Origin of the sequence: Labedella populi (assembly GCF_004078655.1) — a bacterium.
GTDB classification, from domain to species: domain Bacteria; phylum Actinomycetota; class Actinomycetes; order Actinomycetales; family Microbacteriaceae; genus Labedella; species Labedella populi.
This window is the reverse complement of the sequence record NZ_RZNC01000001.1, coordinates 752317-774484: the sequence shown is the minus strand read 5'-3', so window position 1 is coordinate 774484 and position 22168 is coordinate 752317. Positions and strand designations below refer to the sequence as shown.

At 71.0% G+C, this 22168-nt stretch carries 19 protein-coding genes; 10 read left to right on the top strand and 9 right to left on the bottom strand.

From position 1 onward, the window contains the following. Window positions 1–54: 54 nt before the first annotated feature. The 9 genes from ELQ92_RS03810 to ELQ92_RS03770 all read right to left on the bottom strand — a co-directional run bounded on the left by ELQ92_RS03810 (window position 55) and on the right by ELQ92_RS03770 (window position 9179). The gene (locus tag ELQ92_RS03810; protein ID WP_243694851.1) at window positions 55–1011 is read right to left on the bottom strand and encodes a DMT family transporter; all 957 of its coding nucleotides are present in this window, start codon (window positions 1009–1011) and stop codon (window positions 55–57) included. A gap of 86 nt (window positions 1012–1097) precedes the next feature. Next, window positions 1098–1730: a GNAT family N-acetyltransferase gene (locus ELQ92_RS03805; RefSeq protein ID WP_128497623.1), complete on the bottom strand. Its 633-nt coding sequence runs from the start codon at window positions 1728–1730 to the stop codon at window positions 1098–1100. 59 nt (window positions 1731–1789) lie between these two features. Next, window positions 1790–2818 (bottom strand): agmatine deiminase family protein, encoded by a 1029-nt coding sequence (locus tag ELQ92_RS03800; protein WP_128497622.1) that lies wholly within the window; start codon window positions 2816–2818, stop codon window positions 1790–1792. After that, a complete protein-coding gene (locus ELQ92_RS03795) occupies window positions 2815–4476 on the bottom strand; it encodes an amidohydrolase (RefSeq protein WP_243694850.1) in 1662 nt (553 codons plus the stop codon). Before ELQ92_RS03795 ends, ELQ92_RS03800 begins: the two co-directional genes overlap by 4 nt. 291 nt (window positions 4477–4767) lie before the next feature. Further along, a complete protein-coding gene (locus ELQ92_RS03790; protein ID WP_128497621.1) occupies window positions 4768–5727 on the bottom strand; it encodes an electron transfer flavoprotein subunit alpha/FixB family protein in 960 nt (319 codons plus the stop codon). Beyond that, the gene (locus ELQ92_RS03785; RefSeq protein WP_128497620.1) at window positions 5724–6512 is read right to left on the bottom strand and encodes an electron transfer flavoprotein subunit beta/FixA family protein; all 789 of its coding nucleotides are present in this window, start codon (window positions 6510–6512) and stop codon (window positions 5724–5726) included. The genes ELQ92_RS03790 and ELQ92_RS03785 overlap by 4 nt, the downstream gene beginning before the upstream one ends. After that, a complete protein-coding gene (locus ELQ92_RS03780; RefSeq protein WP_128497619.1) occupies window positions 6512–7327 on the bottom strand; it encodes an amino acid ABC transporter ATP-binding protein in 816 nt (271 codons plus the stop codon). The genes ELQ92_RS03785 and ELQ92_RS03780 overlap by 1 nt, the downstream gene beginning before the upstream one ends. Next, window positions 7324–8226: an amino acid ABC transporter permease gene (locus ELQ92_RS03775; RefSeq protein ID WP_128497618.1), complete on the bottom strand. Its 903-nt coding sequence runs from the start codon at window positions 8224–8226 to the stop codon at window positions 7324–7326. Before ELQ92_RS03775 ends, ELQ92_RS03780 begins: the two co-directional genes overlap by 4 nt. 35 nt (window positions 8227–8261) lie before the next feature. After that, window positions 8262–9179, bottom strand: a complete 918-nt coding sequence (locus tag ELQ92_RS03770; RefSeq protein WP_128497617.1) for an ABC transporter substrate-binding protein — start codon at window positions 9177–9179, stop codon at window positions 8262–8264. A gap of 253 nt (window positions 9180–9432) precedes the next feature. On the opposite strand from ELQ92_RS03770, the gene ELQ92_RS03765 reads away from it, so the two are divergent. From ELQ92_RS03765 to hutI, 10 genes are read left to right on the top strand one after another with little or no spacing between them, the layout of a single operon-like run. Further along, a complete protein-coding gene (locus tag ELQ92_RS03765) occupies window positions 9433–10761 on the top strand; it encodes an NAD(P)/FAD-dependent oxidoreductase (protein ID WP_128497616.1) in 1329 nt (442 codons plus the stop codon). Further along, on the top strand, window positions 10758–12248 hold the full coding sequence (locus ELQ92_RS03760) for an aldehyde dehydrogenase family protein (protein ID WP_128497615.1): 1491 nt from the start codon (window positions 10758–10760) through the stop codon (window positions 12246–12248). The genes ELQ92_RS03765 and ELQ92_RS03760 overlap by 4 nt, the downstream gene beginning before the upstream one ends. Then, window positions 12245–12814, top strand: a complete 570-nt coding sequence (locus ELQ92_RS03755; RefSeq protein WP_128497614.1) for a UbiX family flavin prenyltransferase — start codon at window positions 12245–12247, stop codon at window positions 12812–12814. Before ELQ92_RS03760 ends, ELQ92_RS03755 begins: the two co-directional genes overlap by 4 nt. A 29-nt stretch (window positions 12815–12843) precedes the next feature. Further along, entirely contained in the window at window positions 12844–14475 is a 1632-nt protein-coding gene (gene hutH, locus ELQ92_RS03750; protein WP_128497613.1) for a histidine ammonia-lyase, read from the top strand. Continuing rightward, window positions 14454–15899, top strand: coding sequence for a UbiD family decarboxylase (locus ELQ92_RS03745; RefSeq protein ID WP_128497612.1), 1446 nt, complete (start codon window positions 14454–14456; stop codon window positions 15897–15899). Before hutH ends, ELQ92_RS03745 begins: the two co-directional genes overlap by 22 nt. Window positions 15900–15957: 58 nt before the next feature. Continuing rightward, on the top strand, window positions 15958–16659 hold the full coding sequence (locus tag ELQ92_RS03740; protein ID WP_166426694.1) for an IclR family transcriptional regulator: 702 nt from the start codon (window positions 15958–15960) through the stop codon (window positions 16657–16659). A 48-nt stretch (window positions 16660–16707) separates the two neighbouring features. Then, window positions 16708–18360 carry a urocanate hydratase gene (gene hutU, locus ELQ92_RS03735; protein WP_128497610.1) on the top strand — a complete coding sequence of 551 codons (1653 nt, stop codon included), beginning with the start codon at window positions 16708–16710 and terminating at the stop codon, window positions 18358–18360. Continuing rightward, the gene (locus tag ELQ92_RS03730) at window positions 18357–19592 is read left to right on the top strand and encodes an allantoate amidohydrolase (protein ID WP_243694849.1); all 1236 of its coding nucleotides are present in this window, start codon (window positions 18357–18359) and stop codon (window positions 19590–19592) included. Before hutU ends, ELQ92_RS03730 begins: the two co-directional genes overlap by 4 nt. Next, window positions 19589–20914 carry a formimidoylglutamate deiminase gene (locus ELQ92_RS03725; protein ID WP_128497609.1) on the top strand — a complete coding sequence of 442 codons (1326 nt, stop codon included), beginning with the start codon at window positions 19589–19591 and terminating at the stop codon, window positions 20912–20914. Before ELQ92_RS03730 ends, ELQ92_RS03725 begins: the two co-directional genes overlap by 4 nt. Window positions 20915–20918: 4 nt before the next feature. Beyond that, complete coding sequence (gene hutI / locus ELQ92_RS03720; RefSeq protein WP_128497608.1) at window positions 20919–22121, top strand: imidazolonepropionase; 1203 nt, start codon at window positions 20919–20921, stop codon at window positions 22119–22121. Window positions 22122–22168: the final 47 nt, after the last annotated feature.

Sequence of the window (22168 nt, the reverse complement as noted above, 5' to 3'; positions counted from 1 at the left end):
GCCGATTCGTGACAACCCGCGCTCGAGGGGGCCGTCGCCGCGAGTCGTTGCGGGTCAGGCGACGGCGCGGCGGCGCGGCAGGCGGATGCGCTGCTGTGCGAGCAGGATGCCGACGAAGATGACGAGACCGCCGAGCGGCTGGTTCCACGAGAGTTGTTCCCCGAGCAGCACGATTCCGAGGACGACACCCACGACGGGGGTGATGTACGTCACGCTCGAAGCCGGCGTCGGACCCCATGCGTCGAACACGTTCATGTTCCACATGTAGGCGACGCCCGTCCCGAGCACTCCCAGGGCGAGCAGGCTCAACACGATCCACACGTCGAGCCGCACCGGCGACCAGGCGACGACCGGGGTGAGGATCACCATGATGACGGCTGCGATCGAGATGTAGAGGAAGGCTGCGGTGATCGGCGGCAGCGCGTACGGGGTGAGGAAGCGACGCATGTACCCGAAGGTGAAGCCGTAGCAGGCGACCGCCCCGAGGCATGCGAGTTGGCCGCCGATGTCACCGGCGAGGGCGCCGACCTGCCACGGCGCCACGATGACGATGACGCCGACGAGACCGAGCACGACCCCGAGGGCCCGCCCGAGGTCGAACCTCTCCACTCGGAAGAGCAGCGCCGCGAAGAGCGCCGTCATGAGCGGCGTGATCGCATTGTAGATCGAGGCGAGACTCGACGAGACGTACTGCTCGGCCCACGCGAAGAGCTGGTGAGGGACGACCGCGTAGAAGATTGCCACGACCGTGAGGTGTGCGTAGACCTTCGGCGAGCGCGGGAGCCGCACCCGCATGACGAGAGCGATGACGCCGAGGGTGAGGGACCCGAGCACGAGTCGTGCCCACGCGACCTGACCGAACGACACCCCGTCGAGCGCCACCTTCATGAAGAGGAAGCTCGACCCCCAGACGAGACCGAGGGCGAGGAACTGCACCGTCACGGTGATGCCGGCGCGGCGGCTCGGCCCGGAGGGATCGACGGCGGTCGGGGAGGTGTCGGTGGCGCTCACGCATCGACGTTACCGCTCGCGGACGAACGGCACCGGCGGCATTCGGTCATGGAAGCGCCACTTCCCGCCGCCCGTCACGGACGGCGTCAGAACACCGGAAGCGGACGCGTGTCGACGGCGAGGCGGCGATCGAGGCCCGCGCGGACCTCCGGCCACTCCTCGGACAGGATGGAGTACACCGCGGTATCGCGCCACGAGCCGTCCGCGCGCACGCGATCGTGCCGCAGCACCCCCTCGAACACCGCCCCGAGTTTTGTGATCGCCGCGCGGGAGCGGGCGTTCTGCGCGTCGGCCTGGAGCTTCACGCGATCGAAGCCGTGGGAGAACGCGAGGCCGAGGACGAGGAGCTTGCTCTCGATGTTGACCGAGGTCGCCCACACACGCGGGTCGTATGCCGTCCACCCGATGTGAGCCCCGCGGTTCGTCACGTCGAGGTCGGCGAGCGACGTCGTGCCGAGGACGACGCGGGGGGCTTCCGGCATGGGGACCGTCGAGACGAGGAACGGGATGCCCGTCGTCCACGGATAGTACGACTCCGCGAACGCGAGGAACGCGGCGAGATCCGTCGGCAGGCCTGCGGGTCCGCCGCCGTACCCTCCTGCGAACACCTCGGGATGCGCGATCGCCGCGTGGAGCTCCGGCAGGTCGGCGCGGATGAGCGGGGTGAGGGCGACCGAGCGACCGGTCAGCGTCTGCGGTTCGGGGACACGAGCGTTCACGGCGTCAGTCTTCCACGCGGTGGCGACCGGGTCGAGACGACGGAATCCGGGCGCTCTTTTCAGCCGAGCGGGACCGGCTGGTTCTGCGTGATGCAGTGGATGCCGCCGCCGCGAGCGAAGATCGGTCGCGCGTCGACGGCGACCACGGCACGACCCGGGTAGACCTCCGCGAGCAACTCGGCCGCGACGGAATCGTTGGCATCGCCGAACGCACACGCGATGACCCCGCCGTTCACGGGCGTGTGATTGATGTAGCTGTAGTCGACGAATCCCTCGTCGTCGTGCAGGGACACGGGCGCCGGCACGCGCACGATCCGATACGGGCGGCCGTCGACGTCGACGGCGTCGCCGAGCACGTCCATGACGTCACGCATGATCGCAGCGTCGGGGTGCTCCATCGACCGTTGGTCGTGCACGAGCAGCGTCCGTTCGTCGGGGAAGGCCGCCACGATGTCGACGTGTCCACGGGTGCCGTATGCCTGCGCGTCGCGGTACAGACCACGATCGAGCCAGATGACGCGGTCGGCGCCGAGCGTGCGTGCGAACTCGCGTTCGATGTCCTCCGCCGTGCGACCGGGATTGCGGAACGGATCGAGCTGCACGGAACGGGTCGCGAGCACCGTGCCGCGACCATCCACGTGGATGCCGCCGCCCTCGTTGACGATGGGCGACGAGACGACGGGCACGCCGGCGAGCGCCGCGACACGGCGAGCGGTGTGCTGGTCCTCCTCCCATCGGATGTCCGGCTGCTGTCCCCAGCCGTTGAAGTGCCAATCGATCGCGGCGACGGATCCGTCCTCGGCGTGCACGAAGGTCGGACCGCTGTCCCGCAGCCAACCGTCGTCGAGGGGCGCGATCTCGACGTCGACGCTCCGCGAGAGCGTGCGTCGGGCGGCGGACGCGGACTCCGCCGGAACGATCATCGTCACGGGCTGGAAGTCGACGATCGCGTTGGCGACGTTCGACCAGGCCGCGACGGCGGCCGCCTCCTCCTCATCGCCCTGACCGAACGTCTCCGCCGGCGCCGGCCACCCCATCCAGGTACGGACCTGCTCGCCCGCCTCGTGGGGCATCCGCCAGGCGCTCACGCGTCGACCCGCTCGTCGGCCCCGATGACGGGGGTGCCGTCGATGAGGGTCAGGAGGACGTCCGACGCGGCGAAGTCGTCCGGGTCGCTGTCGAGCGGATCGACGGCGAATGCGACGAGGTCGGCGGGGGCTCCCATCGAGAGCGTCCCGCCGACCGCGCCGATCGACGCGAACGCATGCGTCGTGTAGCCCTCGAGCGCCTGCAGCGCGGAAACGGCCTGCTCGGGCAGGACGGGGGCGACGTGCGGTTTGAGGGCCGGGCGGCGGAGGATCGCGTCGGCGATCGAGGCGCGCGCGTCGTACGGGGCGACGGGCCAATCGCTCCCGAGCGCGACCGTCACGCCGGCGGTGCGGAGGTCGCCGATGCGCCACGCGCGATCGGCGCGCTCACGACCGAGCCGGACCGACCAGTTGTCCGTCTGGTCGGCGCGTGTGTAGTGCGTGCAGTGGGTCGGCTGCATGCTCGCGGCGATGCCCGCTTCCACGAACACCGCGAGCACGTCGTCCGGGAGCGTCTCGATGTGCTCGACGCGGTGCTGGATCCCGGTGCGCTGGAGGGCGGCGAGCGTCCGCACGACGACCTCGATCGCCTTGTCGCCGATCGCGTGCGTCGCCGTCGGAATGCCGCGGGAGTGCAGTTCGGTCACGCGCCGGGCGTATTCCGCGGGGTCGAGCCAGAGCGGGCTCGTGGACTCGCCACGCGTGTCGGGCTCGCGCAACCAGGCCGTTCCGTTGTCGATCGTGCCGTCGATCATGAGCTTCACCCCCTCCACGGTCCAGCGACGACCGCCCCGGCCCTGCAGGCCGACGAACTCGGCGAACTCCGTATCGGTCATGCCGGGGACGCACATCGGCGAGATGCGGAGGCGGATGGGCAAGTCACCCTGCGCCTCGACGGCCTCGAGCACCGCGATGGCATCGTCATCGTGCATGTCCATGACGTGACCGGCCGTGATACCGGTCGCAGCCATCCCCTCCAGCACGGCGACGAGGTGCGCGACGCGCTCGTCGAACGATTCCGACGGCCTGATCGATTCGACGAGTCGCATGGCCTCGTTCTCGAGCAGGAGTCCCGTCGGATCACCGGACGCATCGACGACGATGCGGGAAGCGTCCGGGAACTCCCGCTCCCCCACGACGTCCGCGAGACGCAGTGCCGCGCGGGAGACGATCGCCGAGTGCGCGTCGAAGAGCATGACGAATGCGGGACGGCCGCCGCACGCGGCGTCGAGTACGCCGCCGTGAGGCTCGGTCGTGCCGAAGACGTTGGGATCGAGCCCCCACCCGGAGACCCAGTCATCAGCACCGACGTGTGCTGCGGCCTCGGCGAGGGCGGCGGAGACGGCGTCGAGGTCCTCGCACCCGCTCAGGTCGACACCACGCGCGAGTTCGAGGCCGGAGATCGGGTGGAGGTGCGCGTCGACGAGCCCGGGGGTGACAGCGGCGGCGCCCAGATCGATGACACGAGTGGCCCCTCCTCCCCATGCCGCGGCATCGTTCCGGCCACCAGCGGCGACGATCCGGCCGTCGCGGATCGCGAGCGCCTCGACATCGCCGAGATCGGGATCGAGGGTGTGGACGACGCGGGCCAGGATGACGAGATCCGGCTCCTGCCCGTCGACGGGCAGGGGCGAGTGCTGCTCGGGCGGTGGGGTCACGGCGGTCTCCGTCGGTCTCTCATCGGGGCCGGCGGCGAGCGGGTGTGACCGCTCTCGGGAAGGCCGACACGCGGGGCGGGTCGGAGCGACGCTGGGCGATCCTCACCCTCGGGAAGGTGGGCGGCCGGCTCACCGTCGCTCCGAACCCCGGGTGACGATCACGATACATCTGTGGGGGTCGGAACACCAGAGTCGGTTGCGAAAAAGGTGTTTGACAACGGAATCCGTTGAATCGCCCCGACGCACGTGTTCGCACACCAATCAAACGCGCACGCGCTGCCCGTGAGCCCGTCAGACGAGAGGTTCTCCCACGCTCGCCGCCTCGAGCGCCGCGAGCGTCTCCGCGGCGTCACCGATGACCACGACGTCCGCGTCGTCGATGATCGGTGCTCCCGGATCGGAGTTGATCGCGACGACGACGGCCGCGCCCCGCATCCCCGCTCGGTGCTGGGGCGCCCCGGCCACGCCGAAAGCGAGGTACACCTCGGGAGCGATCGTCGTTCCCGTCTGGCCGACGAGCTCGTCGTAGGACGCCCACCCCGCCTCCACGGGTGCGCGCGACGATCCGAAGGCCGCACCGATCGCGTGGGCCCACGATCTCGCACGCGCGAAGGTGTCGGGCGAGCCCAGCCCGCGTCCGCCCACCACGACGATGCGGGACCGGTCGAGAGCGGCGTCGTGCCCGGCTGAGTGCGCCGCCCATCCGACGGACTGGACGCGTTCCCTCGTGCCGTCGGCGGCGGACACCATCGGTCGGGAGACGGCAGCGCTGCCCCCCACGCGCGCGGCAGCCGCCCGCCCGGTCGGTCGGGCGACGAGGACCGCGGCCTCGGCCGTCTGCACGCGGACACGGTGTGCGCCGTCCGTCGTGGTCGCGAGCAGCCCCGCTTCGACCCGCTCGACGGCGGTGACGGATCCCAGCACCGGGAGGGAGAGTCGCACCGCGAGCCGTCCGGCGATCTGCCGGCCGGAACCGCTCGACGGCGTGACGACGACCGTTCGGTCGTGGTCGAGTTCGGCGAGCAGGCCGGCGAGCATCGCGTCGGTCGAGACAGGTTCATCCGAACCACTGCCGAGGGAACCGACGAGGGCGTCGTGCACGCCCGCGTCGCCGAGTTCGCCGAGGACCGCGCTCGGCAGCACGGTCGCCGACACGGCTGTGACCGGTGCGAGGGACACGGCGAGCGCCACGGCGTCGCGTGACGGCGACGTGAGCTCACCATCGACGACCTCGACGACGACGCAGGTCATGCGCCCACCGCCGGCTGCACGCGCGCGCCGGCCCGTTCGAGCACCTCGAGGATCGCGGCGACGGGATCGGCAGGTCTGACGGCCGCTCGCGCGACGGGTTGGACGGCGGTGACGTCGACGACACGCATCGTGGGAACGAGCTCGTCCAGCCGGAGACCCAACTCGGCCGCCGTCACGTGCTCGACGGATGCGGTGAAGGCACGGCGCGCGTCATCGACGGCCACCTCACGCGGAGTGTTGGCGTACTCCCCGATCGCCGCGACGGCGGGGAGCGTCGTGAGGACGGTGGCGGCCCCGCGGCTCGTCCGGCGACGGGCGCGGAGGACCGGAAGCGGCTCCGCCGCGCCAACGGCGAGCCCGTCGACGCCGATGAGGACGGGCCACCCGAGCATCTCGGCGAGCATCGCCGGCAGCACACCCATGCGCGCGTCGCTCGACTCGCGCCCGAGGAGCACGAGGTCGGGCTCGACGCGTCGAACGAGCCCGGCGAGGACACGGGCGGTGACGAGGGCATCGGCACCCGCGAGCGCCGGGTCGTCGACGTGCACGGCTCGATCCGCGCCGAGGAGAAGGGCGTCGCGGAGCGTCGTCCGTGCGGCCGCCGGTCCCATGGTCGCGGCGACGACCTCACCTGTATCGGCGAGCCGGACGGCCTCGGTCACGGCGAACCCGTCGACCCCGCTCATGACGGAGCGGTTCGCCGCGCGGTCGAGCCGGCCGTCGGGCCGGTAGGGCGTCGAGGCCGGATCGGCGGGCACGTCCTTCACGAGGACGAGGACGCGCATCACGCCTCCTCGCGGAGGACGCGGGAGAGGAACGCCTGGGTCGACGCGTGCTCCGGCGCCGTGAGGACCTCGCTCGCCGCCCCGCGCTCGACGACCTCGCCGCCGTCGAGAAAGACGACGGTGTCCGCGACCTCGCGGGCGAAGCCGATCTCGTGCGTGACGACGACCATCGTCATACCGTCGGCCGCGAGGTCGCGCATGACGCCGAGGACATCGCCCACGAGCTCGGGGTCGAGTGCCGACGTCGGCTCGTCGAAGAGCATGACGGCGGGGTCCATCGCGAGAGCGCGCGCGATCGCGACGCGCTGCTGCTGCCCGCCCGAGAGCTGGCGCGGGTAGTGGTCGGCGCGATCCGCGAGGCCGACGCGGTCGAGCAGTTCGAGAGCACGCGCCTTCGCCGTGGAGCGACTCGTCCGCAGCACTCCCGTCGGCGACTCGATGATGTTGTCGAGCGCCGTCATGTGACTGAAGAGGTTGAAGCGCTGGAAGACCATGCCGATCGAGCGCCGCTGGCGGGCGACAGCACGATCCGAGAGGGGGTGCAGCTTCCCGCGCTTCTCCTCGTACCCGATGCGCTCCCCGGCGACGAAGATCTCGCCGGCGTCGATGCTCTCAAGCTGGTTGATGCAGCGCAGGAGTGTGGACTTGCCGGACCCGGAGCGTCCGAGGAGGCAGCACACCTCCCCCGGCTGCACGGCGAGGTCGACGCTCTTCAGGACCTCGATGTGTCCGAAATGCTTTCGGACCTCGCGGACGTCGACCATCGGTCCGGAGACCGCTCGGGCCGTCGTTGTGGTCGTCGTGGTGGTGCTCATGCCGCGTGTCCGATCATGGCCGCCGTCTTCTTGCGCGAGACCCGCGCGGAGAACGACCGGCCGTAGTGCCGTTCGAGGACGTACTGCCCGATGCTGAGGACGCTCGTGACGATGAGGTACCAGAGCGATGCCGTGATGAGCAGCGGGATGGTCTGGTAGTTCACGGCGTAGATGAGCTGGGCCGAGTAGAGGAGCTCGGGGAAGGCGAGCACCGCGACCATCGAGGTCGTCTTGAGGAGCCCGATGAGTTCGTTGCCCGTCGGGGGGATGAGGACGGGCATCGCCTGGGGCAGGACGACGCGCCACATGATGCGGGCACGGCCCATGCCGAGCGCCGCGGCGGCTTCGCGCTGCCCCTCGTCGACGCTCCGGACCCCGGCCCGGACGATCTCCGCCATGTAGGCGGCCTCGTTGAGCCCGAGGCCGAGGATCGCGGCGGCGAAGGGCGTGATCAGGTCGTTCGCCGAGAACTCGGCGAACGACGGCCCGAACGGGACGCCGAGCACGATCACGGGGTAGAGGGCCGAGATGGATCCCCAGAAGAGGAGCTGCACGAAGACCGGCGTCCCGCGGAAGAACCACACGAACGCCCAGCTCGCGCCCGCGATGACGGGATTCGTCGAGAGGCGCATGATGCCCACGACACCGCCGAGGACGACGCCAATGACCATCGAGATGAGGGTGAGTTCGAGGGTGTTGAGGAGCCCGGAGAGGATGCGCTCGGACGTGAACCACTCGAAGACCACGGGCCAGCCGAATCGGGGGTTCGTGACGAGCGAGAACGTCACGAACCCCCCGACGGCCACGAGGACGACGACCACCACCCACCGGCCGTAGTGCCGTTGGCGGGCGACCGGGAGGGGGGCCGATCGAGTGGGAGGCGGTGCCGTCGTCGTCATGATGGTTCTTCCTTACGCGTGGTGCCGGCGGGGGCTCAGGAGAGCGGTTCCCCGTTGATGAGGGGAGCGTCGATGGCGGCGTCGCTCATGCCCCACTCGTCGAGAATCGACTCGTAGGTGCCGTCCTCCATGATCTGCTCGAGCGCTCGCGCGATCGGCTCGGCGAGTTCGCTGCCCTTGAGGACGGCGACGCCGTGCATGACCTCGCCGTAGGGCTCGCCGAAGAGCTCGAACTCGCCGTCCGTCTCGGAGACCTGCCACGCGGCGACGGGCATGTCGGCGATCGACACCTCCGCGCGCTCGGACTTCACGGCGAGGTTCGCGGCCGTCTGGTCGGGGTAGACCTGCAGGTCGACCGCGGGGTCGCCGGCCTCCTCGCACGCCGTCGACGCCGTCTCGACGTCCGTCTGCTGGGCCGTGCCCTTCTGGACGGCGACGCTGCGACCGCACAGCTCCTCGAGGGACGCGGGCTTCTCGGCGAGCGAGGCGAGCCCGAACATCGACGAGCCGTCCTGGCTGTAGTCGATGAAGTCGACGATGGCGCGGCGCTCCTCCGTGTCGTTGATCCACGACATGCCCGCGTCGTACTTCCCGCCCTGGATGCCCGGGATGATCGAGTCGAACGACGCGTTCTCCTTGCGGAGCTCGATGCCGAGGGCCTCGCCGATGGCCTTGGCGATGTCGGCGTCGAGGCCGACCATGGTCGTCCCGTCGTCGTCCATGAAGCCGATGGGCGGGTACGAGGCGTCGCCGGCCACCGTGATGTAGCCACGGTCGACGACGTCGTCCGGGAGCATCGCCGTGAGGTCGGTGGCGGCGGAACCGGCGGGAGCCGGCTCGTCGGAGTCGCCCTGGGCGCAGGCGGAGAGGGAGAGGGCGATCGTGACGATGGACGCCGCGGCGAGCGGGGCGCGCATGCGGCGGGAGAGCCGCGGAGAGGTGGTGCCTGGCATTGCTGAACCTCCTGGTCGGTGACGTTGATACGTCGTGCGGGTGAGTCGGTTCTCCATCAGAAGTGGGAAGGGCTGCCGAAAGTGGCCCGTGAATCGAGTTCCTCACGTCCATGTAAATAGGACGTTACAGATCGATTTCGCGAGCCCACCTTTCCAGATGTTTCCCGTTCTGCGGTATAGAGTTCCAACTGGTAGGAAACAGTAACCTGCCGGGACCGCCCGGCAACAGACCAATCGGGCGAGGAAATAAGAAATGAACCCGTTCGTAACATCCCCGAAAAGAACACCGCGGGAGACGTTCGACGTCGCCGTCGTCGGTGCGGGGATCATCGGGGCGACCATCGCGGTCTCGCTCGCACGAACGGGTCTCGACGTCATCGTGATCGACGCGAACGGCACGCCGGGCTTCGGATCCACGAGTTCCTCTGCCGGGATCGTCCGGGTGCACGCCTTCGACGTCGAGAGCAGCGCGATGGCCGCCGAGTCGATCGCGGCCTGGACCGACTGGCGCGAGTTCACCTCGACGCCGGCCGACGAAGCCGTCGCGGAGTTCGTCCGCTGCGGAACGTTCGTTTTCGACGACGGCACGGAATCGCTCGAGCGGCTCGCGGACACGATGACGCGCGCACGAGTCGACTACGACGAGGTCGACGGAAACGGCCTCGCCCGAGCACTGCCGTGGGCGGACACGCGTCGCTTCGGCCCACCCGCCGCGATCGAGGACTCGGCGTTCTGGCGCGAACCCACCGAGCGGATCGAACGCGCCCTCCACACCCCCACCTCCGGCTACGTCTCCGACCCCGCGCTCGCGGCGCAGAACCTCGCCGCTCTCGCGCGGCGCCTCGGCGTCCGCTTCGAGCTCGGACGGCGCGTCACCGGATTCGCCGAGCAGAGCGGCGTGACGCGCATCGAACTCCACGACGGCGGCCACCTCGATGCGGCGGCCGTCGTGAACGCGGCCGGGCCACACTCCCGCACGATCAACGCGCTCGCGGGCGTCGGCGGCGACTTCACGGTCGGCCTGAGCGCCCATCGCCAGGAGCTCCACCTCGTCCACCTCCCGGAGACGGTGTCGATGTCGCGCGACGGCGCCCACATCGTCGACGGCGACCTCGGGATCAACTTCCGTCCGGACGGAGACGACGCCGTGCTCGTCGGCGGCAACGGCTCGCCGGTCGACGGCGTCGAGGTGCTCGACGACGTCGACTCCCTCGACCCCTCGCCCAGCCGCGAGGCCTGGTACCGCCACTCCGTCCGCACCGCACGCCGTATCCCCGGCAGCCGGATCTCCGTCGCGCCGAGCGGGATCGCCGGGCTCTACGACGTGACGGACGACTGGCTCCCGATCTACGACCGAACGGATCGCGACGGCTTCTACGTGGCCGTCGGCACGAGCGGGAACCAGTTCAAGACCGCTCCGGTCGTCGGCGACCTCATGACGGCGATCGTCCGCGCGGGTCTCGACGGTCACGACACCGACGCGACTCCCCTCACCCACACGCTCCCCCTCTCGGGGGCGACCATCTCGTCGTCGGCGTTCTCGCGACGACGCACCCCACTACTCGGAGGTTCCCGCGGATGACGACAACCGCAACCACCCCGTCGTACGACGACGCCCTCGCGGCGTTCTGGCCGGAGCGACGGCCCCTCAATCTCGTCGGCGGCGCCTGGACAGAAACCCGGAACCGGAGCGCGAGTGTCGACCCGTCGACGGGTGCCGCCTACACCGACGTCCCGGACTCCTCACGTGAGGAGGTCGACGGCGCGATCGCCGCGGCCGAGGCGGCGCAGCCGACCTGGGCGGCGCTGACCGTCTCCGAGCGGGCCGCGCACCTCTCCCGGTTCCGCGAGCTCCTCGCCGTACACGGAGAGGACCTCGCACTGCTCGAGTCGATCGACAGTGGCAACCCGCTCGCCTCGACGCGTCGGGACGTCGGGCTCGCCCTCCGCTACCTCACGGAGTGGCCCGGCATCGCCCTCGCGTCGACGGGCCGGATGACCCGCCCCCACGCTGACGGGATCTCGCTCGTGAGCTTCGAACCCTACGGCGTCGTCGGCAAGATCATCGCGTTCAACCACCCGAGCCTCTTCGCGATCGCCGGCTTCATCTTCCCCCTCCTCGCCGGCAACACGATGGTCATCAAGGCCGCGGCGCAGACCCCTGTGGCGACCCTCGCTCTCGGCGCTCTCGTCGCCGAGGCTCTGCCCGCCGGCGTCGTCAACATCGTCTCGGGCGGCGTCCAGGCGGGCGACGCGATCGTCGTCCACCCGCGCGTCAAGCGCATCGCGTTCACGGGGAGCGACCGCACAGCGGTCGCCATCCAGGCCCGGTTGTCCGAGAGCGGCGTCGTGAAGCACTTCTCCGCGGAGCTCGGCGGGAAGAACCCCTTCGTCATCTGCGCGGACGCCGACATCGATGAGGCCGCCGCCGCGGCCTTCGCGGGACTGAGCTTCACCGTGAGCGCCGGCCAGTCGTGCCAGTCGACCGCGCGCATCCTCGTCCACGCCTCCGTGCACGACGAGGTCGTCGAGCGGCTCGCCGCGCGGATGCGCTCGCTCTCCCTCGGGGCCGCATACGCCCCGGACACCGAGATGGGACCGCTCGTCTCGGCGGCGCAGACCGAGAGCGTCCTCGACCACATCGCCTCGGCGGTCGCCGAGGGCGCGACGCTCGTCACGGGCGGCTCGCGCGTCGAGGCCGACGGGTACTTCGTCGAACCGACGCTCGTCACGAACGTCACGAGCGGCATGCGGGTCGCCCGCGAGGAGATCTTCGGCCCGGTCGCGATCGTCCAGTCCTGGACGACCGAAGACGAGGTCGTCGCTCTCGCCAACGAGACCGATCTCGGCTTGAGCGCCGCCGTCTGGACGCGCGACATCGACAGGGCGCTACGGCTCTCGACCGCGATCCGGGCGGGCTACGTGTGGGTCAACGACGCCAACCGCCACTACCCCGGCTCGCCGTTCGGCGGTATGAAGGGCAGCGGCATCGGTCGCGAGGAATCGGCCGAGGAGTTCGGCAGCTACAGCGAGGCGAAGTCCATCAACATCAAGGTGCGTCCGTCATGACCGATCGACTCGTCGTCGGGATGACGGGCGCGAGCGGGTCGGCCTACGGCATCCGCCTCCTCGAGGAGCTGCGCGTGCTCGGCATCGAGAGCCACCTCGTGATGTCGAAGGCCGCCGAGTTGACGCTCGCCTTCGAATCCGACCTCACGCCGCGAGAGGTCCGCGCGAAGGCCGACGTCAACCACGCCGTGACGAACGTGGCCGCGAGCATCGCGTCCGGGTCGTTCCGCACGCGCGGCATGATCATCGCGCCGTGCTCGGTCCGCACCCTCGGAGAGATCGCGACGGGCGCCACGACGAGCCTGCTCACTCGGGCCGCCGACGTGACCCTCAAGGAACGGCGGCCGCTCGTCATCCTCCTGCGCGAATCGCCCCTCAACCTCATCCACATCCGGAACATGGAGCAGGTCACCCTCGCGGGAGCGACGATCTGCCTGCCGGCCCCCGCCTTCTACAACCGTCCGCAAACCGTCGAGGACATCATCGACGACGGGGTCGGACGACTCCTCGATCGATTCGACATCGAATCGTCGCTCATCACCCGCTGGACGGAGGGCGCCGAATGAGCTCCCCCTCCCCCGATCGAAGGAACCCCATGACGACCCTCACCATCAGCCCCGTCGGCGCGACCCTCGACGAGCTGCGCGCGCCCTTCCGCGGTCCCGTGACCGTGACCCTCGGAGACGACGCGATCGACGCGATCGAGCGCGGCCACCGGGTGATCACGGACGCGATCGCGAACGGCGACGTCATCTACGGCGTGAACACGGGCTTCGGGAAGCTCGCCGACCGGCGCATCTCGGCCGAGGACCTCGAGGAGTTGCAGCGTCGCCTCATCGCCTCGCACATGGTGGGCGTCGGCGACCCACTCTCCGCCGAGGTCGTTCGCGCGACGATGCTCGTGAAGGTTCTGTGCCTCAGCCAGGGCCACTCCGGCGTCCGCCGTTCCATCGTCGACACCCTCGTCGCGATGCTCAACAACGACATCCTCCCCGTGGTGCCGAGCCAGGGCTCGGTCGGCGCCTCCGGCGACCTCGCTCCGCTCTCCCACCTCGTCGGAGCGATGACGGGGCTCGGAACGGTCATGATCGGAGGCGAGGAGAAGGAGTCCACCGAGGCGCTCCGCAGCATCGGCCTCGAGCCCGTCGTGCTCGGCCCGAAGGAGGGCGTCGCGCTCATCAACGGCACCCAGGTGTCGACAGCCCTCGCTCTCCGTGGGCTCTTCCTCGCCGAGAACGTCTTCAACGCCGCGATCGCCGCCGGTGCGCTCACGATGGAGGCGACGGCCGGGCGCCCGACGGCGCTCGACGACCGCATCCAGCGGATCCGCCGTCAGCCGGGCCAGATCCGAGCGGCCGCGGCACTGCGCGCGCTCGTCGCCGAGAGCGGCGTCCTCGCGACCGAGTTCGACGGACGCCGACTGCAGGACCCCTACAGCCTGCGCTGCATGCCCCAAGTGATGGGCGCGTCGCTCGACCTCCTCGAGCACGCCGCGACCGTGCTCGAGCGCGAGTCCAACGCCGTGTCCGACAACCCGCTCATGTTCCCCGAGGACGGCGTGATCCTCTCGGGCGGCAACTTCCACGGTCAGCCCGTGGCCTTCGCCGCCGACACGATCGCGATGGCGCTGTGCGAGATCGGCTCGCTCTCCGAGCGGCGCACGGCGATGCTCATGGACGCGTCGATGAGCGGTCTCGCCCCGTTCCTCGTCGAGGGGGCCGGACTCAACTCGGGCTTCCTCATGGCGCAGGTGACGTCGGCGGCCCTCGTCGCCGAGAACCGGTCGAAGGCGTTCCCCGCGAGCGTCGACTCGATCCCCACCTCCGCCGGCCAGGAGGACCACGTGAGCATGGCGACCCACGCCGGGGCCCGCCTCGCGGGGATGGCGCGCAACGCCGCGTACGTCGTCGCGATCGAGCTCATGGCCGCGGCCCAGGGCAGCGACCTCCGCAGCAAGGGAGCCGACGCACCGGCTCTCGCGCGCGTCTACGCCGCGGTCCGCGACCGCTCCGAGTTCCTCGCGGAGGACCGCGTGCTCGCGGGCGAGATGGAGACGATCGCCGCCGACATCCTCTCGGGACGGTACGCGGAGCACGGCTCCATCGGCCTCGCCGGCCTCGGCGACGCCCCGGCCCCCACGACTCCGTCCCCCACGACTCCGTCCCCCACGACCCCGGGCGACGATGGCCCCGCGACGCGCGAGCTGTGGACGAGCGGGGCGGCCTGATGGCGGGCGCCGACCTCCGCACCTACCTCGACGGCCTGCGGGACACACCGGATCTCATCGACGTCTCGCGGTCCGTGACCGCGGGCGCCGAGGTCTCGGCCGTCGTCAAAGCGCTCGAGCCGTTCGGAGCCCCCGGGGTACTCTTCCACTCCGTCGAGGGCACCGACCTCCCCGTGCTCATGGGACTGTTCGGCACACGCGCCCGCATCGCGTCCGCCCTCGGCGTGCCCGCGACGGCGGCGCTCGACCACGTGCTCGCCGTTCAGCGCGCGGAGCTGCCCGAGGTCCGGCGCGTCGACTCCGCCCCCGTCCATGACGTCGTCGTGACCGGCGAGGACATCGACTTCGGGGCGTTGCCGATCGCGACCCACTCGCGCAACGACGCCGGTGCCTACATCACCTCCGGAGTCGTCGTCGCGCGCGACCCGCAAACGGGGTCCATCAACACCGGGATGTATCGGATGATGATCACGGGTCGTGCAACGCTCACCGTCAACGCCGCTCCCGACCACGACCTCGGCCGCATCTTCGCCGCCGCTCGCGAGGCGGGAACGACCGTCCCCGTCGCGATCGTCATCGGGCACCACCCGGCCTACGCGATCGCCTCGCAACTGAAGAACCCCGTCGCGCTCGACGCGCACCGGCTGACGGGAGCGCTCCTCGGCGCGCCCCTCGAGGTCGTCGATGCCGTGAGCGTCGATCTCGAGGTCCCCGCTGGCGCGGAGATCGTCATCGAAGGCACGGTCGACCCCGGCCGACGCGAGAGTGAGGGCCCCTTCGGCGAGTTCTCTTACTACTACGGTGCCGCGCAGGCGCCCGTGTTCACGGCGAGCGCCATCACGCGGCGGTCGGACGCGATCTTCCAAGACCTGCACCCGACCCACTCCGAGCACTTGTGCCTCTGGCTCTACCCCGGCCGCGAGGCGCGGCTGCTCGACGCGGTGCGCCGGTCCGTCCCGGGGACGACCGCCGTGCGCATCCCATTCTCGGGCGGCTCGTTCAGCGCCTACATCGCGGTGCGGAAGCGGCGCGACGGCGACGGCAAGCAAGCGATCCTCGCCGCCTTCGCCGCGGACCACTTCCTCAAGCACGTCTACGTCGTCGACGACGACATCGACGTGCGGGACGACGCTGCCGTGCTCTGGAGTCTCAACGTGCGCTTCCAGGCGCACCGCGACCTCGTGACGCTCCACGATGCGAAGGGCATCCGAATGGACCCGAGCGCGCGCCAGTTCACGACACCGAACGGCACCGACACGACCACGTCGAAGCTCGGCTTCGACACGACGAGGCCGCTCGAGGGCTTCCCCGAACGGGCCGATCTCCCGCCGCACGGTTTCGAGGACGTCGACCTCTCCCGCTACGTCGCCGACCTGTCGGTCCTCGAACCGGCCGAGCACATGCGCGAGAGAATGTCGGAGTGATCGGCCGGACCGCCGGCGGATCGGCTCACTCCAGCAACCACGACCCCGAGGGGGCACCATGAACGACCAGGCAGACGCCGGAGGATCCCGGAGCGTCGAACGCGCGCTCCGCGTCCTCCACGAGATCGCCGCGGCCTCCGAACCCGTCAGCCTGAGCGCGGCCTCCCGCGCCGTCGGGCTCCCGACGAGCACCGTCGCCCGACTCCTCAAGACTCTCGAGTCGAGCGGGTTCCTGCGTCGCGACACGGCCGGACACTACGTCGCCGGCACGAAGATCCTCCAGATCGGGGCGATCGCCGTCGGCAACCTCGCCCTCTACAACCTCGCGGAACCGCACCTCCACGAGCTCTCCGAGTACACGGGAGAGACCGCCTACCTCGCCGTCCCCGACGGCGAGGACACCGCCGTGTACCTCCGGCAGGTCGAGAGCCCGCGTGCCATCCGGCACGCGACGTGGACCGGTCGCGCCATCACGACGGTCGGGACGGCGCTCGGCTCCGTGCTCGGCGGTCGGCTCGGCGACGGCGGGTTCGTCCTGTCCCGCGGCACGCCGATCGAGCCGGACGCCGCGGCGGCGGCCGCCCCGATCACGGACGCGCGCGGCAACATCGTCGGCGCCCTCAGCATCATCGGCCCGTCGTTCCGCATCACCGAGGAGGAGCTCGCGTCGTACGGCGCGCGCGTCCGGCACCACGCCGACCTCCTCAGCACCGAACTCCACATCCTCCCCGGGACGCCGCCGCGGCGCGCAGCCGGCTGACGCGTCGCCCCGCGGCTCCTCACACCACACCGATCCGCTAGGAGAACCATGAGTACCGCCCGCCCCGTCCGCGCTGCCCGCGGAACCACCCTCACCGCGAAGAGCTGGCAGACCGAGGGCCCCCTCCGCATGCTCATGAACAACCTCGATCCCGAGGTCGCCGAGCGCCCGGACGACCTCGTCGTCTACGGCGGCACCGGGCGCGCCGCGCGGTCGTGGGAGGCGTACGACGCGATCGTGCGGACCCTCGAGTCGCTCGATTCCGACGAGACCCTCCTCGTGCAGTCGGGCAAACCCGTCGGCGTCTTCCGCACGCACGAGTGGGCACCCCGCGTACTCATCGCCAACTCGAACCTCGTGGGCGACTGGGCGACGTGGCCGGAGTTCCGCCGCCTCGAGGCCGAGGGCCTCACGATGTACGGGCAGATGACGGCGGGCTCGTGGATCTACATCGGCACGCAAGGCATTCTGCAGGGAACCTACGAGACCTTCGGCGCGATCGCGCGGTCATCCTTCGGCGGGACCCTCGCGGGAACCCTCACGCTCACGGGCGGAGCGGGCGGCATGGGAGGGGCTCAGCCCCTCGCCGTGACCATGAACGAGGGCGCCTGCCTCATCGTCGACGTCGACGAGGCCCGGCTCGCCCGCCGCGTCGCGCACGGGTACCTCGACGAGCTGGCTCCCGACCTCGACACGGCGATCGAACGTGCCCTCGACGCGAAGACGAACCGCGTCGCACGCTCCATCGGCGTCGTGGGCAACGCGGCCACCGTCTTCCCCGAACTCCTCGAACGCGGGGTGCCGATCGACATCGTGACCGACCAGACGAGCGCGCACGACCCACTGTCCTACCTCCCCGAGGGCATCGAGGTCGCCGACTGGCAGGCCGCCGCGGCGTCCGACGCCGTCGCCTTCACGGAGCGCTCCCGCGCCGCGATGGCGAAGCAGGTCGAGGCGATGGTCGGTTTCCAGGACGCCGGCGCCGAGGTCTTCGACTACGGCAACTCGATCCGCGCCGAGGCGAAGCTCGGCGGCTACGAACGCGCCTTCGACTTCCCGGGCTTCGTGCCCGCCTACATCCGCCCGCTCTTCGCGGAGGGCAAGGGTCCGTTCCGCTGGGCGGCTCTCTCAGGAGACCCTGCGGACATCGCGGCCACCGATCGCGCCATCCTCGAGCTGTTCCCCGAGGACGAGCACTTGCGGCGCTGGATCGAGAAGGCCAGCGAGAAGGTCCACTTCGAAGGCCTTCCCGCCCGGATCTGCTGGCTCGGCTACAAGGAGCGTCACCTCGCTGGCCTGCGCTTCAACGAGATGGTCGCGAGCGGCGAGCTCTCCGCTCCCATCGTGATCGGTCGCGACCACCTCGACTCCGGCTCCGTCGCCTCGCCCTACCGGGAGACGGAGTCGATGGCCGACGGCAGCGACGCGATCGCCGACTGGCCGCTCCTCAACGCCCTCCTCAACACCGCGTCGGGCGCGACGTGGGTGTCGCTCCACCACGGCGGCGGCGTCGGCATCGGCCGTTCCATCCACGCCGGTCAGGTCATCGTCGCCGACGGCACGCCCCTCGCGGCCGAGAAGATCGAACGCGTGCTCGTGAACGACCCGGGCACGGGCGTCATGCGCCACGTCGACGCAGGCTACGAGCGCGCCGCCGAGGTCGCCCGTGAGCGGGGGCTGCGCGTCCCCCTGTGGGAGTGAGCGTGCTCGACGTCGTCGACCTGCTCGCGGAGATCTCCGACATCGGACGCGACGCCGCGCGCGGCGGGTACTCCCGCCGCGTGTTCGAGTCGCCCGAGCGCGAGCTACGGGCCTGGTTCACGCGGCACGCCGAAGCGCTGGAGCTCGACGTGTCGACGGATCGGAACGGGAACCTCTGGGCGTGGTGGGGGGAGCCCCGTCCCGGCGCCGTCGGCACGGGCAGCCACCTCGACTCGGTGCCGGGCGGCGGCGCCTACGACGGTCCACTCGGCGTCGCGAGCGCCCTCGCGGCCGTCTCGTGGCTCCGGGAGACCGGTCACCGGCCGGCCGTGCCGCTCGCCGTCGTCGTGTTCGCCGAGGAGGAGGGGGCGCGCTTCGGCTCGGCGTGCCTCGGCTCCCGTCTCTCCGTCGGCGCCGTCGACCCGGTCTCGGTGCTCGGCCTCCTCGACGACCGCGGAGTGGCGCTCGCGGATGCCGCCGCCGAGGCGGGCATCGACCCGACCGGTATGGGCGCCGACCCGACGGTGAACGAGCTCTCGAGCTTCGTCGAGCTCCACGTCGAGCAGGGCGTCGGGCTCGCGGACACTCCCCACGCCGTCGCGGTCGCGACGGGCATCCTGGCGCACGGTCGCTGGCGCATCCGCTTCACCGGCGAGGGCAACCACGCCGGCGCGACCCGCATGGAGGACCGCCGCGACCCCGTGGTCGCGGCCGCCCGCCTGGTCCTCGACGCACGCGACCTGGCGGCGGCGGGCGACGCGGAACGGAGTACGCGAGCGACCGTCGGTCGCGTCGAGTTCATCCCCGGCGGCACGAACGTCATCGCCTCCACCGCCACCGTCTGGGCCGATTGCCGCGCCGAGGACGATGACGCGCTCGCCGACCTCGTCCGCGCGGTCTCGATCGCGGCGGACGCCATCGCCTCGGTGGAAGGGTGCACGGTGGAGGTGACCGCCGAGTCGGTGTCCCCCGCCGTCGTGTTCGACTCCGGTCTGCGCGAGCGCATCGCTCGCGCGATCGGTGACGACGTCCCGGCCCTCTCGACGGGAGCCGGTCACGACGCCGGCGTGCTCGCCGCCCGGATCCCCACCGCGATGCTCTTCGTACGCAATCCGAACGGCGTCTCGCATGCCCCGTCGGAGTCGGCATCGGACGAGGACTGCAGGGCGGGCGTCGACGCCCTCACCCGCGTCCTCGCCGATCTCACCGGAGCGGAGGCGGCATCAGCATGACGCGCTACTGGGCCACGGCCGCCCGTCTCCCGGACGGCTTCGCGAGCGACGTGCTCATCGCATCCGACGAGCGGGGCGCGATCGCGGCCGTGACCGTCGGAGTCGAGCGCCCCACCGACGCCGTCACGCTCGGCACCGTCGTGCCCGGCTTCGCGAACGCCCACTCGCACGCGTTCCACCGCCTGCTGCGCGGGCGGACGCACGACGGCTCCGGCGACTTCTGGCGCTGGCGGACCGCCATGTACGAGGAGGCGAGACGACTCACCCCCGATCGTTACCGGCGGGTCGCGACGGCGGTGTTCGCGGAGATGGCGGCCGCCGGGTACACGAGCGTCGGAGAGTTCCACTACGTGCACCATCGCCCGGACGGGTCGCCCTACCCTCGGCACGACATGGAGAACGCCATCGCCGACGCTGCCGAGGAGGTCGGGATCCGATTGGTCCTGCTCGACACCTGTTACCTCACCGGCGGCATCGGGCGTCCGCTCGAGGGCGATCAAGTGCGCTTCGGCGACGGGTCGGCCGCGCGGTGGCTCGACCGCTGGTCCGCCGTGCGGGACGCCCTCACGGCGCGCTCATCCGGCCTCGTGACACTCGGCGCCGCGGTGCACTCGGTGCGGGCGGTCCCCGTCGAGGAGCTCGCGGTCGTCGCCGGGGGGCTCCCGCAGGACGTCCCCCTCCACGTCCACCTCTCGGAACAGCCGGCGGAGAACGCCGAGTCCCTCTCCGCCACGGGAGCGACGCCGTCACGACTCCTCGCCGACGCCGGGCTCCTCTCCCGCCGCCTCAGCGCGGTGCACGCCACACACCTCACGGACGACGACATCGCCCTCCTGGGCGGGGCGGGCGCGACGATCGTCATGTGCCCGACGACGGAGGCCGACCTCGGCGACGGCATCGGCCCGGCACGTCGACTCGCCGACGCCGGCAGCCCGATCGCGATCGGCTCCGACCAGAACGCCGTGATCGATCCGTTCGCCGAGGTGCGCGGGCTCGAATACGGCGAGCGCCTCGCGTCGGGCTCGCGCGGTCGCTTCGCGCCCGATGAGCTCTGGCGTGCGGGCACCCGGGACGGCTACGTGTCCCTCGGACTCGACGGCGGGGAGATCCGGAGCGGCGCGTGGTGCGATCTCGTCGAGATCGCGGCGGACAGCGTCCGCACGCTCGGCTCGGACCACGAGCAGCTCCCGTACAGCGCGACGGCGGCGGATGTGACGACCGTCATCGTCGGCGGACGATCCGTCGCCAGCCGCGATTCCGACGCGCTCGCGCACCTGCTCGGCCTCTCACCGACGACCGCAGTACCTTCGACGAACGGATGACGCCATGACGACACTCCTCACGGGCATCGGCCAGCTCGTCACGAACGAGGCACGCGACGGGTCCGACCCCCTCGGTCTGCTCACCGACGCCGCCGTCCAGCTCGACGACGGCCTTGTCTCGTGGGTCGGCGCCGGCGCCGACGCACCGGCGTCGGACGTCGTCGTCGACCTGGGAGGTCGCGCCGTGATCCCCGGCTTCGTCGACAGCCACTCCCACATCGTCTTCGCGGGCGACCGGTCCGCCGAGTTCGAGGCCCGCATGGCTGGTCGCCCCTACTCCGCTGGGGGCATCCGTTCGACGGTCGCTGCGACACGCGCGGCGACGAACGACGAGCTCGCCGATCGGGTGCGGTCATTGCTCACCGAGGCCCTCTTGTCGGGCACCACCACGATGGAGGTCAAGAGCGGCTACGGCCTCTCCGTAGACGACGAGAGGCGGCTCCTCGAGATCGCCGGGCGCTTCACCGACGAAGTGACGTTTCTCGGCGCCCACGTCGTCCCACCGGAGTTCGCGGGCCGCTCGGACGAGTACGTCGACCTCGTCGTCGGTCCGATGCTCGACGCTTGCGCACCGCACGCGCGCTGGATCGACGTCTTCTGCGAGTCCGGTGCCTTCACCACGGAGCAGTCACGGCGGATCCTCGAGGCCGGTATTCGAAGAGGGCTCGGGGCCCGGATGCACGCCAGCCAGCTCGGCATCGGCGAGGGGGTCCGGCTGGCCGTCGACATGGGAGTGACAGCCGTCGATCACTGCACCTACCTCACCGGCGAGGACATCACGGCCCTCGCCGGTTCGGAGACCGTCTGCACACTCCTCCCCGGCGTCGAGTTCTCGACGCGGCAGCCGTATCCCGACGCCCGCCGCCTGCTCGATGCCGGAGTGACCGTGGCCATCGCGAGCGACTGCAACCCCGGATCGAGCTACACCTCCTCGATGCCGTTCTGTGTCGCGATCGCCGTCCGCGAAATGGGGATGACTCCAGCCGAGGCCCTGTACGCGGCGACGGCCGGTGGCGCCGCGGCGCTCCGGCGCGACGACGTCGGACGCATCGCCGTGGGTTCCCGCGCGGATGTCGTCGCCCTGAGCGGCTCGAGTCACGTCGACCTCGCCTACCGGCCGGGCGTCGCGCTCGTCGAGAGTGTGTGGCGTCGCGGACGACTCGTCGTGTCCGGCGGCCGCCCCGTGGATGACGCTCCGGTCAGCTGACTCCATCAGCATCCGTGGCCGCAGCCCCCGGTGGGCTACGCCCTGCG

Bases quoted from the DNA above. Each gene is read 5' to 3' on its own strand.
- ELQ92_RS03765 (WP_128497616.1), top strand. From the start codon at position 9,433: ATGAACCCGTTCGTAACATCCCCGAAAAGAACACCGCGGGAGACGTTC.
- ELQ92_RS03790 (WP_128497621.1), bottom strand. From the start codon at position 5,727: ATGACCTGCGTCGTCGTCGAGGTCGTCGATGGTGAGCTCACGTCGCCG.
- ELQ92_RS03785 (WP_128497620.1), bottom strand. From the start codon at position 6,512: ATGCGCGTCCTCGTCCTCGTGAAGGACGTGCCCGCCGATCCGGCCTCG.
- hutH (WP_128497613.1), top strand. From the start codon at position 12,844: ATGACGACCCTCACCATCAGCCCCGTCGGCGCGACCCTCGACGAGCTG.
- ELQ92_RS03725 (WP_128497609.1), top strand. From the start codon at position 19,589: ATGACGCGCTACTGGGCCACGGCCGCCCGTCTCCCGGACGGCTTCGCG.
- ELQ92_RS03755 (WP_128497614.1), top strand. From the start codon at position 12,245: ATGACCGATCGACTCGTCGTCGGGATGACGGGCGCGAGCGGGTCGGCC.
- hutI (WP_128497608.1), top strand. From the start codon at position 20,919: ATGACGACACTCCTCACGGGCATCGGCCAGCTCGTCACGAACGAGGCA.
- ELQ92_RS03760 (WP_128497615.1), top strand. From the start codon at position 10,758: ATGACGACAACCGCAACCACCCCGTCGTACGACGACGCCCTCGCGGCG.
- ELQ92_RS03740 (WP_166426694.1), top strand. From the start codon at position 15,958: ATGAACGACCAGGCAGACGCCGGAGGATCCCGGAGCGTCGAACGCGCG.
- hutU (WP_128497610.1), top strand. From the start codon at position 16,708: ATGAGTACCGCCCGCCCCGTCCGCGCTGCCCGCGGAACCACCCTCACC.
- ELQ92_RS03780 (WP_128497619.1), bottom strand. From the start codon at position 7,327: ATGAGCACCACCACGACGACCACAACGACGGCCCGAGCGGTCTCCGGA.
- ELQ92_RS03770 (WP_128497617.1), bottom strand. From the start codon at position 9,179: ATGCCAGGCACCACCTCTCCGCGGCTCTCCCGCCGCATGCGCGCCCCG.
- ELQ92_RS03775 (WP_128497618.1), bottom strand. From the start codon at position 8,226: ATGACGACGACGGCACCGCCTCCCACTCGATCGGCCCCCCTCCCGGTC.